Origin of the sequence: Yersinia enterocolitica, assembly GCA_002082245.2 — a bacterium.
Classification (GTDB): Bacteria; Pseudomonadota; Gammaproteobacteria; order Enterobacterales; family Enterobacteriaceae; genus Yersinia; species Yersinia enterocolitica_E.
Genome location: NBTC02000002.1, coordinates 3,538,346 through 3,552,040, shown reverse-complemented (window position 1 = coordinate 3,552,040; position 13,695 = coordinate 3,538,346). Strand labels below are relative to the sequence as shown.

Below are 13,695 nucleotides of genomic sequence, written 5' to 3'. Positions count from 1 at the left end.
TTTATAACGTAGATTAAATAAGAAAAATAATCGTTAGAGTAACGTCAATCAAAATAAAACAATATGAAAAATAACATGTAAATTATTTCAAATACGTTTAAATGTAAAATGGGCCACTATAAAGCGGCCCATTATCAATATTAATAGCTAACTAATTAAATTAGGCGTGCTTTCGCTTCGACAATAGCAGAAGCCACTTGCTGTGGTGAGACCCCACCTTTAGCAACACGTTTATCCAGGCAAGATTGCAATGCCAGAATCGGATAAACATCATCGCCAATCACTGCGCTGAACTTCTGCAAATCAGCCAGCAAGAGTGCTTCCAGCGCTTTACCCTGACGAATAGCTTCAACGACCGCTTCACCAACAATATGGTGCGCCTCACGGAAGGGTACGCCCTTGGCGACCAGATAATCAGCCAGTTCAGTGGCATTGGCGTAACCCTGTTCTGCCGCTTCTTTACAACGTGGCCGTTTTACCTGAATACCGTCTAATACCAGCGCCGCCATATGCAGGCAATCGAGCCAGGTATCCAACGCATCAAACAGCCCTTCTTTGTCTTCCTGCATGTCTTTGTTATAAGCAAGAGGCAAGCCTTTCAACGTCATCATCATTCCGGTCAATGCACCTTGTACCCGGCCACATTTACCACGGATTAATTCCAACGCATCTGGGTTTTTCTTCTGTGGCATCAAGGAAGAACCGGAGGTCACACGATCCGATAAATCAACAAAAGCCGCTTCGCCACTGTTGAAGAAGATCAGATCCTCAGCAAAACGAGACAAATGCACCATGCCGATGCTGGCATCAGACAGTAGCTCTAAGACGTGGTCGCGGTCTGAAACACTGTCGAGGCTGTTGCGAGTGGCAGAGGCGAAACCTAACCAGCTAGCCAGTTGTTCGCGATCGATGTCATAGGCAGTACCTGCCAATGCCCCACTGCCCAATGGGCTGACATCCAAGCGCGTCAGGGTATCTTGCAGTCGGCTTTGGTCACGCGACAGCATTTCTGCATACGCCAGACACCAGTGAGCAAAAGTCACCGGTTGAGCACGTTGCAAGTGGGTATAACCCGGCATGACGGCATCCTGATTCGCTTCGGCTGTGGCAACCAGCGCCTGCTGCAACTGCTTAACCGCAGTTTGTAATTCAGTAATCTGGAATTTGCACCACAATTTCAGATCGGTCGCCACCTGATCATTACGGCTACGGCCGGTATGCAGTTTTTTACCTAAATCGCCAACTTTATCAATCAGTTTGGTTTCGACCCAACTGTGAATATCTTCAGCATCACTGTGCAAGATAGCCTGCGGATCGGCCTGCACTTCTTTTTGCAATGCATCAAGTGCCTGTTCCAGTTGTTGCTGTTCGGTAGCCGTTAATACCCCAACCGTCACTAGCGCTTTCGACCAGGCAACAGAACCGATAATATCCTGCTCCGCCAGCCGATAATCAAACCGCAGTGAATCGTTGAATTGCTTGAAACGCTGATCTGCCGCCTGACTGAACCGCCCGCCCCACAATGCCATAATCTTTCTTCCCTAGTTTCAGAATAAAAACTCATAATATACCCAAAGTAGTTGGAGTGGCAGCAAGGCAGCAAACGCACGAATCCCGTTGAGCTGACTCAAGTCAGTGATTCGGGTGAGTAAGAGCCGCTAACAGCGCTGCAACTTCAAATAAGAAGGGTATTTAGGCCAGAATACGTGTGCCAATTGGCTCACCATTAAACAGTGCCGGTAACTGATCCGCATGACGCCAACTGGCAATATCTACCGGGCGGCCTAGTGAGCGTGCTGCATCCAGTGCTGCGTTCACTTTAACTACCATACCATCGGTGATGATGCCTTGAGCAATGAGTTGCTCGGCCTTTTGCGCCGTCATTTCAGCAATCCGTTGGCCTTTACCATCCAGTATGCCACTAACATCAGACAACAAGATCAAATCTGCCCCAAGGGTGGCGGCTAACGCGGTGGCTGCCTGATCGGCATTCACATTCATCAGTTGGCCGTCGGCAGTAATACCAATGGAGCTGATAATGGGCATGTAATCCGCAGCCAGCAAGGTATTCACCAAAGTAGGTGATCCCGGCTGAGCATTACCCACATGCCCCAGCTCGGCATCCAGTAGCGTTACCGAGACGGTTCCACCATCGCCCAGACACAAGCCAACAGCATTAATATTATGTTTCACCGCCCAAGACAGCAGGGTTTTGTTAGCGGTGCCAGCCAGTGCGCCGGTAATGATATCAATCTGATCAGCAGGGGTGACGCGTAAGCCGTTTTTCTTCACTACTGGCAAAGCGAGTTTTTTCATCAGAATGTCAACCAGACAACCGCCACCGTGCATAATCACTAGCGGGCGCTCATGCTTTTCGCGATAAGTCACCAATGCAGTAAACAGGCGTTCCAGCGCTTCTTCGCTGTCGAGCAACACGCCACCTAATTTAATGACTAACGGATTCATCATTTTTGCGCCTTATTTAATCGGGTAAAATTTATGGGTTTACAGGCATGACCGCAACCAGCAATTTCGGCTAGTGACTTACCTTGCCCCACAACAGAGACTCGGTTTCTGTAAAACCAAAACGTATATTCATGCATTGTACAGCCTGAGCTGCCGCACCTTTCAGTAGGTTATCTTCAGTAGCGACAATAATTAAATGTTCGCCTTGCACCGAGAAACCAATATCGCAGAAAGGCAAACCAACCACCGCTTTCAACGCGGGAACACCCTGCTGATACAACCGCACCAGCGGTTTATCCTGATAAGCATGGTGATACGCGTCGGCAATATCTTGCGCCGTAATACCCGCGTTCAGACGGCAGGTAATGGTCGCCAAAATGCCCCGGGCGAAATTACCCAAGTGCGGGGTAAAAATAACTGGCGTGCCAAGGTGAGCCACAATTTCTGGATGATGACGATGATTAAACAAGCCGTAGGGCTGTAAACTCACTTCACAGAAACTGTTGCCGATACTGGCCTTACGCCCTGCGCCGCTGACGCCACTGACCGCATTAATCACCGGCCACTGTGCTTCATTCAATAATTTGCTATCAACCAACGGCTTAAGCGCTAATTGCGATGCGGTTGGATAACAGCCTGGTACCGCGATCAACTGTGCCTGCTTAATCTCTTCTGCCTGCCATTCAGCAAGCCCATAGACGGCTTTATCCAGCCAATCGGGATGTTTATGTTCAAAACCATAATACTGACGGTAAAACGCCGTATCTTTAACCCGAAACGCACCGGAGAGATCGAATACTACACAACCGGCAGCTAAAAATTGCGGCGCTAAATCATGGCTGACCTCGTGGGCGGTAGCGAGGAACACAACATCAACCCCTTTTGCCGCCTGAGCCACATCCACCAAGGGTTGCAGCGGGAGATCAATAATGCCTTTTAGCTGCGGATGCAGGTCAGAAAGTAATTTTCCTGCATCTGCACTTTGCGCTGAAACCGTTAAACCGGTTATGTTCATATGTGGGTGACGACTCAGGTAAGCCGTAAGCTCCGCTCCGGCATAACCACTGGCACCAACAATTAGCGTATTCAACATGGGTTCAGTTCACCTTACCCTGCTTACTTGACGTTGCAGCAGTGCTTATTACTCACTTGCCGCCTACCTGCAACTCCAAGTACTTTGGGTATAAAAATGTAATTCGGTATAAAGACATAAGTAGTCAAAACCGGTATTTGGGTTTTCAGCAAGGTTTTGCTGTTCCCCTCGTGATTGAGCGTTGACATTTTCGTAAATTTAAGGGTGTTTTTCGGTTCCCTTACGCTCAAGCTTAATGTATTTTTATTCATAATTACTGCATGAATATTGATACTATCCTAACCAAAGGCTGTCAACAGTGAAGATGAAATTACCTCCATTTATTGAGCTGTATCGGGCGTTAATCGCGACGCCATCGATCAGCGCAACCGATAGCGCTCTCGATCAAAGTAATGAGGCGTTAATCAACTTGTTGGCCGGATGGTTTGCAGACTTGGGTTTTCGTGTCGAGATCCAACCCGTGCCCGATACACGCCACAAATTTAATCTGCTTGCCAGCATTGGAGAAGGCAATGGTGGATTATTGCTGGCGGGTCATACCGATACAGTGCCTTTTGATGAAGGGCGTTGGACGCGCTCACCGTTCACCCTGACCGAACATGACAATAAGTTGTATGGTTTGGGTACCGCCGACATGAAAGGCTTTTTCGCCTTTATTCTGGATGCGGTGCGCGATATCGATGCCAGCAAACTGAGCAAGCCGCTGTATATTCTGGCAACCGCCGATGAAGAAACCACCATGGCAGGCGCGCGCTACTTTGCCGCCTCCAGCCAGTTGCGCCCAGATTTTGCCATTATCGGTGAGCCAACCTCGCTGCAACCGGTGCGGGCGCACAAAGGGCATATTTCCAATGCTATCCGAATTACCGGTCAGTCTGGGCATTCTAGCGATCCGGCACGTGGGGTGAATGCCATTGATTTAATGCATGAATCTATCACTCAATTGATGAAGCTACGCACCAAGTTGCAAGAGCGTTATCACAATCCGGCGTTTACTATTCCGTATCCCACCATGAATTTTGGTCATATTAACGGCGGTGATGCGGCAAACCGTATCTGTGCTTGCTGCGAATTGCATATGGATATCCGCCCGTTGCCGGGCCTGACATTAAGTGATCTGAATGAGTTAATGACCGAAGCGCTGACACCGGTAAGCCAGCGCTGGCCAGGCCGTTTGAGCATTGACGAACTGCATCCACCGATCCCAGGCTATGAATGCCCAACCGATCACCATATGGTAGGGGTTATCGAGAAATTATTGGGTGAGCGTACCGCGGTGGTGAACTACTGCACCGAAGCGCCGTTTATCCAGCAAGTGTGCCCAACTCTGGTGCTGGGACCCGGTTCGATCGATCAAGCCCATCAGCCAGATGAATTTATCGATATGGCCTTTATCGAGCCAACCCGCGAGCTGATTGGTCAGTTGGTTGACCATTTCTGCCAGCAGTAATTACCTCTTATGGGGTAGGCGATCAATTTTGCCTATTAGGAAGACTGATAACCTGACCTTGGTAATTAAATTTCAGCAATATCCCTAAAATTGATGTTTTTTTGCTAAAAATAGTGTCAATTGGAGTATGGAATTGAACGTGGCGAGTGGAATTGTCCATCTCGGCCTTTTGGGTGAAATTAATTTACAAAAAGAAACCATAAAAGTTTATACCCAAAGTCATTGGCGTTGCAGGTAGGCAGCAAGTGAAAGACAAATCGGTTGAAGACCGATTTGAACAGCATTTATGCTAGCCCGCAGGGTGAGCCTCTTTGAGGCTCATTAATCCCGATAAGCTGACACCGGTCAGTGATTCAGGTGAGTAAGCGTCGCTAACCACCCTGCGGCGTCAAGGGCGAAGGGGATATGGGTCAGGGGTCATATGAACGAACAATATTCCGCAATGCGAAGTAACGTCAGTATGCTCGGTACGCTACTCGGGGACACCATCAAAGAAGCGCTTGGTGAACACATCCTTGAAAAAGTAGAAACCATCCGTAAATTATCCAAATCTTCGCGTGCTGGTAATGAAGCGAGCCGTCAAGAACTGCTGACCACGCTGCAAAATCTGTCCAACGACGAGCTGCTGCCGGTAGCCCGTGCTTTTAGCCAATTCCTCAATCTGACGAATACGGCAGAGCAATATCACAGTATTTCACCACACGGTGAAGCCGCAAGTAACCCAGAAGCTCTGGCCCAGCTTTTCACTCGCTTAAAAGATAAAAAGCTGAGTGAGAAAGATATGCGCAGCGCGGTTGATGAGTTATCCATTGAGTTGGTGTTAACCGCTCACCCAACCGAAATTACACGTCGCACCCTGATCCACAAACTGGTGGAAGTGAATACCTGCCTGAGCCAGTTGGATCACAATGACTTAGCCGATTACGAACGCAACAAGATCATGCGTCGTTTGCGCCAGTTAGTTGCACAATCGTGGCATACTGACGAAATTCGTAAAATACGCCCTTCCCCAGTAGATGAAGCCAAATGGGGCTTTGCCGTGGTTGAAAACAGCCTGTGGGAAGGTGTGCCCGCATTCCTGCGTGAGTTTAACGAGCAGTTACAAAACTCGCTCGATTACCGCTTGCCTGTAGAGGCCGTGCCAATACGCTTCACCTCTTGGATGGGGGGGGACCGTGACGGTAACCCGAACGTTACCGCTGAAATTACCCGCCATGTGCTGTTACTCAGCCGTTGGAAAGCCACCGACCTGTTCTTGCGTGATATTCAAGTGTTGGTATCAGAGCTGTCCATGTCGGAATGTACCCCGGAACTGCGTGAATTGGCCGGTGGCGAAGAGGTGGTCGAACCTTATCGCGAATTAATGAAACGCGTCCGTACCCAGTTGACCAATACTCAGGCTTATCTGGAAGACCGTCTGAAAGGCGAACGTGTCTTGCCACCGACTGATTTGCTGGTGAGTAATGACCAACTGTGGGACCCACTTTACGCCTGTTATCAGTCTCTGAAAGCCTGTGGCATGGAGATCATTGCTAACGGCCAACTGCTGGACACCCTGCGCCGCGTACGCTGTTTTGGTGTGCCATTGGTGCGTATCGATGTACGCCAGGAAAGTACCCGCCACACCGATGCCATCGCTGAACTGACCCGTTATCTGGGCCTCGGCGATTATGAAAGCTGGTCTGAGGCGGACAAACAAGCCTTCCTGATCCGCGAGCTGAACTCCAAGCGCCCACTGGTTCCGCTGAAATGGGAACCGAGTGCTAATACACAAGAAGTGCTGGAAACGTGCCGGGTGATTGCCGAAGCACCACAAGGCTCTATCGCCGCTTACGTTATCTCCATGGCTAAAGTGCCATCAGACGTGCTGGCAGTACATTTACTGCTGAAAGAAGCGGGTTGCCCATTCACGCTGCCAGTTGCGCCATTGTTCGAAACCCTTGATGACCTGAACAATGCCGACGAAGTAATGACCCAGTTGCTAAATATCGACTGGTATCGCGGCCTGATCCAAGGCAAGCAGATGGTGATGATTGGCTATTCCGACTCGGCAAAAGATGCCGGCGTAATGGCAGCATCCTGGGCGCAATATCGGGCGCAAGATGCGTTGATCAAAACCTGTGAGAAGGCTGGTATCTCTCTGACGCTGTTCCACGGTCGTGGCGGTTCTATCGGCCGTGGCGGTGCGCCTGCACATGCAGCTCTGCTCTCTCAGCCTCCGGGTAGCTTAAAAGGCGGCTTACGCGTCACTGAACAAGGCGAGATGATCCGCTTTAAATTTGGGCTGCCGGAAGTCACTATCAGCAGTCTGGCGCTGTATGCCGGAGCGATTCTGGAAGCCAATCTGTTACCGCCGCCAGAGCCGAAGAAAGAGTGGGTTGAGGTGATGGACATTCTATCGGACGCTTCCTGCGATATGTATCGCGGCTACGTGCGTGAGAATCCTGAGTTTGTCCCTTACTTCCGCGCCGCGACCCCAGAGCTGGAATTAGGTAAGTTGCCATTGGGTTCTCGCCCGGCAAAACGCCGTGCGGATGGCGGAGTCGAGAGCTTACGTGCCATTCCATGGATTTTCGCTTGGACACAAAACCGCCTGATGCTACCTGCCTGGCTGGGTGCGGGGGCCGGTTTGCAAAAAGCGATTGATGCCGGTAAGAAAGAAGTATTAGCCACGATGTGTCGTGACTGGCCATTCTTCTCTACCCGTATCGGGATGCTGGAAATGGTGTTCGCCAAAGCTGATTTGTGGCTGGCGGAGTATTACGACCAACGTTTAGTGGATAAATCACTGTGGCCGTTGGGTCAGCAATTACGTGACCAGTTAGCCGCGGATATTAAAGTGGTGCTGGCTATCGCCAACGATGACCACTTGATGGCTGATTTACCGTGGATTGCGGAATCGATCGCGTTGCGTAATGTGTATACCGATCCACTGAACGTGCTGCAAGCTGAGCTGTTGCACCGTTCGCGCCAGCATGAGCACCCAGATGCCCGTGTTGAGCAGGCATTGATGGTGACTATCGCCGGTGTCGCTGCGGGCATGCGCAATACAGGTTAACCATTGATTTTGGGGGAAGCGATTCCCCTGATTATCTTTTGTTTACTTGATGATTATGATGAAAAGGGGCCAGCGCCCCTTTAACAACTTACGGCCTCACCCCAAGAGTATGGCAAATCGCATAACTCAACTCTGCCCGATTCAAGGTATAGAAATGGAAATCCTTCACCCCTTCACGGCTTAAAATCTTCACCATATCCATCGCCACTGAGGCACCCACCATTTTGCGCGTCTCAGGATCATTATCCAGCCCTTCGAAAATACTGGTCATCCAGTGTGGTACCCGCACGTTGGTCATGGTGGCAAAGCGCTGAAGCTGTTTAAAATTGGATACCGGTAAAATGCCCGGCACGATTTCAACGTCGATGCCGGTAGCCACACAGCGGTCGCGAAAACGCAGATAGCTCTCAACATCAAAGAAGAACTGGGTAATTGCCCGGTTAGCACCCGCATCAATCTTACGTTTGAGGTTGATCAGGTCAGCTTGCGCGCTTTTAGCTTCAGGATGGACTTCTGGATAAGCCGCCACCGAGATATCAAAATCCCCTACGTCTTTCAGCAAGGTCACCAAATCAGATGCGTACATTTCTGGTTTACCACTATCCGGTGGCAAATCCCCTCGCAGAGCAACGATATGACGGATACCGCTGTTCCAGTAATCGGTAGCAATATCACGTAACTGAGTCGGTGAAGCATCAATGCAGGTCAGATGTGGTGCGGCTTCCAGGCCAGTGCGCTCTTTTATCCCTTTGATGATGCTGTGGGTACGATCGCGCTCGCCAGAGTTCGCGCCATAAGTCACCGAGACAAACTTGGGTTTCAGGGTGCTCAGACGATCAATCGAACTCCACAGGGTCTCTTCCATCTCGCTGGTACGCGGCGGGAAAAACTCAAAAGAAACATTAATCTGACCCTGCAACTCTGACAGACTTTGATTCAGCGCTTCCCGCTGGTTGGCGTGGAAAAAACTCATACCCTGTTACTCCATTGTCGTTATGACGACTTATGTTATCTGTTACCGCTCATTTATGAGCGTCTATACGTTTAGACGGCTAAATAGAAAATGACGGAAGTTGGCTAAAGAGTCAACTTTTAAATAAGTTTAGGGTGATGATTAATCTTCACACGCCATACGCGGAAAATTCATGTAGACCTCTAACCCTTGAAGTTACAGGGGTTCGCGGTATTCGCTTACTGCCTGTCAGCAATATGCGCTCTTGGGGACCGGCATTAAAGAGGGGATGGGTTAAAGAGGCAGTTTCGCCTCCTCCGCTTAAGCAGAAGAGGCGAGTTAATGCAAATTACAGCAATTGAGACAGGCGGTTTAAATCAGACTGAATTGCACCAGCAGTAACATCACGCCCGGCACCTGGGCCACGAATGACCAGTGGGTTATCGCGATACCAACGGCTCTCAATGGCAAAGACGTTATCGCACGGCAGCAATGAGGCCAGCGGATGGTCAGCACGGACTGCTTCAACGCCCACTCGAGCCTTACCATTAGCATCAAAGCGTGCCACGTAACGTAACACCAACCCCATCTCATTCGCGGCTTCTAAGCGCTGAATCATTTGCTGATTCAATGCTTCGCCATTTTCAAAGAACTGATCTACCGACCCCACATCAGCACCAGCAGGCACCAGCGACTCCACCCGCACCTGATTCGGTTCAATGTCATAACCCGCTTCACGGGCCAGAATCACCAGTTTACGCATCACATCCTGGCCTGAAAGATCCACCCGTGGATCTGGCTCAGTCAGACCTTGTTGCCAGGCTTGATCTACTAATTCGGTAAAGGGTACCGTGCCGTCAAATTGCAGGAATAACCACGACAGCGTGCCGGAGAAGATACCACTGATCGCCAAGATACTGTCGCCGCTATCACGTAGATCACGCACCGTGTGGTTAACCGGTAAGCCAGCGCCCACCGTGGCGTTGTACAGCCAGTGGCGGCCGGTTTTGGCAAAAGCATCGCGAATTTGGCGGTAGTTATTGCTACTGGATGCTCCGGCCAGTTTGTTGGCGCTGATAACGTGGAAACCGTAGCTGGCGAAATCCAGATATTGTCCGGCCAGCGACTCACTAGCGGTCACATCCAGCACCACCAAATCATCAAACGGGTGTGCTCGCATCCATAAAAACAGCGACTCTTCATCCTGCTCTTTGGCTTCGTCATCATAAAATGCCAATGTCCGACTGGCATCCAGCCCATCGTAACTTAACAGGCTGCGGCGGCTATCCACCACACCTGCTAGCACAAACTCAAAACCACTGCGCGCCGAGATATTCTTCTGCTCGCGGGCGAACAGTTCCAGCCAGCGGGCACCAATATTACCTTTGCCAAACAGCATCAGACCAATGCGTTTTTCTGCACGGAACAGTGACTGGTGCAAGCCCTGAATCAGGTGTTCAGTCGGACCAAGGCGCAAAACGGCCACCATGCTGATCCCATCTTCTGCCTGCCAAATAAACTCAACTGGCTGATCTTTTAACTGTTGGTAGAACCGGTGGCTGTGCAGTGGGTTCTTGCAAACCCCCGCGCCCACCAGTGCGACCAGTGCCAGCCCTTCGCGTAGGGATAATTTACCCGGCAGCGCGGCATCTTCCAGCACTCTTAGTGCACTGTTAACTACTTCGGAGGTATAGCAGAGTTGCAACAGATTGCGATCGGGATGAATACCGGTGGCTAGCGGTTTGATTTGCGCACGTTTGAGTAGCAAATCAATCTCTTTCTGCGCCAGCGAGAAATCGTGATGACCGGCAATCTGCAATTCGATCAGGCAGACATCATCATGGCTGGTAACGATTTTCGCCCCCGAACCTGATGCCAGTACGCGCTCAATGCGGGTTGAACCCTGCTCTGGCTGATAACTACAACGCAGTTGTAAATCGATATCGCTGCCTGAAACCGGCTGTAGCGTGCGGGTATGCAGCACCGGTGCTGCCAGACGGGCCAATTCACTGGCTTCATCCAATCGTAGCAACGGTAACAGACAGGCATCTTTTACTTTGCGTGGGTCAGCACTGTATACCCCAGCAACATCACTCCAGATGGTCACGCGCTCGACACCCGCCAGCGCCCCGACTTGTGTCGCCGAGTAGTCACTGCCGTTACGCCCCAGCAGCACGGTTTCACCGGAATTACTGCGCGAGATAAACCCTGTCACCACCAAACGTTGATGTGGGTGCTGGGCCATTAATTGTTGTAACAGCGGGTAAGAACGGCCTTCATCGATTTGTGGTTGTGCCGCACGCTCTGCACGCAGGAAACTACGGGCATCCAGCCAGGTGGCGTTCATATCCTGCTTGTTTAAAACCGCCGCCATCAAACGGGCGGACCAAATCTCACCGTGCCCCACCACTTCGGCGTAAATTGCATCGTCGACTTTGTTATCCAGCAGGCCCGCCAGACGCTCCAAATCATGGATAAACTCACTAATCAGCGGTTCGGCCATTTCTGGAGACAATAAACCACTGATCAGATCATGTTGATAACGACGTAAATTTTGTTGCACCTGATGAGCAGAAAGACGATCACTTTGGCTCAGTTTCAACCAGCTAATCAGTTGGTTGGTGGTACTGCCTGCCGCAGACACCACCATCAGATCACCAGGATGACTGTAATTGGCCATAATATTGGCCACCCGCAGGTAACACTTCACATCCGCAAGGCTACTACCACCAAACTTATGCAGTTGACGGCCGGTCACCGCCGCTGCTACCGCTGTTGCATTCATGCTTACCTCGTTCCCGCCAACTGGAAAGCATTTTCCAAATCGGCAATCAAATCTTCGCTGTCTTCAATACCCACGGAAATGCGCAACAAGCTGTCAGTAATACCTGCGGCAATGCGCGCTTCTGGTGCCATACCGGCATGGGTCATGGTCGCTGCATGGGAAATCAGACTTTCCACACCGCCCAAAGACTCCGCCAGAGTAAATAACTCAAGGGCTGAGAGGAAGCGACGCAGTAGCTGTTCATCACCATCAAGCTCAAAACTGAGCATCGCACCGAAACCAGACTGCTGACGGCAGGCAATTTCGTGGCCGGGATGTTGTGGCAGAGAAGGATGATACAGCTTTTTCACTAAAGGCTGCTGCTGTAAATAACGAACAATCTCATCCGCGTTACGTTGCTGCTGAGCCATACGTGGCGACAAGGTACGCAAACCGCGTAATAACAGGTAGCTATCAAATGCTGCCCCCGTTACCCCGATATTATTCGCCCACCATGCCAGCTCAACCGCCAGCTCAGGATCTTTGGCAATTACCGCACCAGCGACCACATCAGAGTGACCATTTAGGTATTTAGTACAGGAGTGAACCACCAAATCCGCCCCTAAAGAGAGTGGCTGCTGCAAGGCAGGGCTGAGGAACGTGTTATCACAAACCGTCAGAGCACCTACTGCATGTGCCGCCTTGCAGATAGCGGCAATATCTACCACCCGTAGCAGCGGATTACTGGGTGTTTCAATCAATATAAGCTTGGGTTTTTCCGCCAAGGCCCGGCTCAATGCCGTTTCATCACCCTGATCGACAAACAGCACCCGATAAGCACCGCGCTTGCTCAGACTATCGAATAAACGATAACTGCCGCCGTAACAGTCGTGTGGGGCGACCAGCAAGTCACCCGGTTTTAGGAATGTGGTGCAAACCAAATGAATCGCCGACATCCCGCTGCTGGTCATGACTGCACCCGCACCACCTTCCAGTTCCGCCAGTGCACGCTGTACCACATCGCGCGTCGGATTCCCGCGACGTGAATAATCATGTGCGCGCGGCTGATTAAAATCGATAAAATTATAGGTACTGGAGAGGTGAATCGGGGGGACAACGCAGCCGTATTGCTCGTCATCGTTCAACCCGCTACGGACTGCTATTGTTGCCTGTTTACGCGTCATATGGATTTCCACCAGCCGGTTATCAAGAAAATGTTACGCCAGATTAGACGCACAAATTACGGACGTCAATACATCTGGACATCTAAACTTCTTTGCGTATAGATTGAGCAATGGAATAATAACCGCTAAAATTGTAGAGGCTTTAACTATCTTAATGATGTCAGTGAGTTTTCGGTGGTGTTTTGTTTAACCGCAAAGACCATATCGAAAGGTAACGGCTATCAATAAGTAGTAAAATGATTAAATGGGTGATGTTGCTCTAGTAAAATCGACATTTATTTAGTGAGAACAGCGAAGATCGGGCATAATTGGCCGGTTTTCAGAATTTTGTATTTTCCCGACAAATTTAAGGTGTCCCATGGCTGAGTGGAACGGCGAGTATGTCAGCCCTTACGCTGAACACGGTAAGAAAAGCGAACAGGTCAAAAAAATTACGGTATCCATTCCGCTGAAGGTGTTAAAAATCCTCACCGATGAACGGACCCGCCGCCAGGTGAACAACCTGCGCCACGCCACCAACAGTGAATTGTTGTGTGAGGCCTTTTTGCATGCATTTACCGGCCAGCCGCTACCGAATGACGAAGACCTGCGTAAAGAACGTAGCGATGAAATCCCGGAAGCCGCGAAAATTTTAATGCGTGAGTTGGGTGTTGACCCCGATACCTGGGAATACTAATCCCCAGCTACCACTCGGTTCATTAGTCATAGTGAACCTGAAATGTAGAAAC

9 protein-coding genes are annotated in these 13,695 nt (G+C 50.3%); 3 read left to right on the top strand and 6 right to left on the bottom strand.

Annotated features, from left to right (window positions below):
• Positions 1–155 precede the first annotated feature (155 nt).
• The 3 genes from A6J66_017715 to A6J66_017705 form a co-directional block, all read right to left on the bottom strand.
• Positions 156–1,529: an argininosuccinate lyase gene (locus A6J66_017715; GenBank protein ID PNM25853.1), complete on the bottom strand. Its 1,374-nt coding sequence runs from the start codon at positions 1,527–1,529 to the stop codon at positions 156–158.
• Positions 1,530–1,692: 163 nt separating this feature from the next.
• Positions 1,693–2,466 (bottom strand): acetylglutamate kinase, encoded by a 774-nt coding sequence (gene argB / locus A6J66_017710; protein PNM27060.1) that lies wholly within the window; start codon positions 2,464–2,466, stop codon positions 1,693–1,695.
• Positions 2,467–2,536: 70 nt separating this feature from the next.
• Positions 2,537–3,559 carry an N-acetyl-gamma-glutamyl-phosphate reductase gene (locus A6J66_017705; GenBank protein ID PNM25852.1) on the bottom strand — a complete coding sequence of 341 codons (1,023 nt, stop codon included), beginning with the start codon at positions 3,557–3,559 and terminating at the stop codon, positions 2,537–2,539.
• Between the two features lie 298 nt (positions 3,560–3,857).
• Here A6J66_017705 and A6J66_017700 point away from each other — a divergent pair, with 298 nt between their 5' ends.
• Together A6J66_017700 and A6J66_017695 are read left to right on the top strand one after the other, a co-directional pair.
• Positions 3,858–5,009 carry an acetylornithine deacetylase gene (locus A6J66_017700; protein ID PNM25851.1) on the top strand — a complete coding sequence of 384 codons (1,152 nt, stop codon included), beginning with the start codon at positions 3,858–3,860 and terminating at the stop codon, positions 5,007–5,009.
• Positions 5,010–5,430: 421 nt separating this feature from the next.
• Positions 5,431–8,067, top strand: a complete 2,637-nt coding sequence (locus A6J66_017695) for a phosphoenolpyruvate carboxylase (protein ID PNM25850.1) — start codon at positions 5,431–5,433, stop codon at positions 8,065–8,067.
• An 88-nt stretch (positions 8,068–8,155) separates the two neighbouring features.
• On the opposite strand, the gene metF is transcribed toward A6J66_017695, so the two are convergent.
• The 3 genes from metF to A6J66_017680 all read right to left on the bottom strand — a co-directional run bounded on the left by metF (position 8,156) and on the right by A6J66_017680 (position 12,967).
• Positions 8,156–9,040 (bottom strand): methylenetetrahydrofolate reductase, encoded by an 885-nt coding sequence (gene metF, locus A6J66_017690; GenBank protein PNM25849.1) that lies wholly within the window; start codon positions 9,038–9,040, stop codon positions 8,156–8,158.
• A gap of 328 nt (positions 9,041–9,368) precedes the next feature.
• Positions 9,369–11,804 carry a bifunctional aspartate kinase/homoserine dehydrogenase II gene (gene metL, locus A6J66_017685; GenBank protein PNM25848.1) on the bottom strand — a complete coding sequence of 812 codons (2,436 nt, stop codon included), beginning with the start codon at positions 11,802–11,804 and terminating at the stop codon, positions 9,369–9,371.
• A gap of 2 nt (positions 11,805–11,806) precedes the next feature.
• The gene (locus A6J66_017680; GenBank protein PNM25847.1) at positions 11,807–12,967 is read right to left on the bottom strand and encodes a cystathionine gamma-synthase; all 1,161 of its coding nucleotides are present in this window, start codon (positions 12,965–12,967) and stop codon (positions 11,807–11,809) included.
• Between the two features lie 358 nt (positions 12,968–13,325).
• Between A6J66_017680 and A6J66_017675 the strand changes: the two genes are divergently transcribed.
• Positions 13,326–13,643, top strand: a complete 318-nt coding sequence (locus A6J66_017675; GenBank protein ID PNM25846.1) for a met repressor — start codon at positions 13,326–13,328, stop codon at positions 13,641–13,643.
• Positions 13,644–13,695 lie beyond the last annotated feature (52 nt).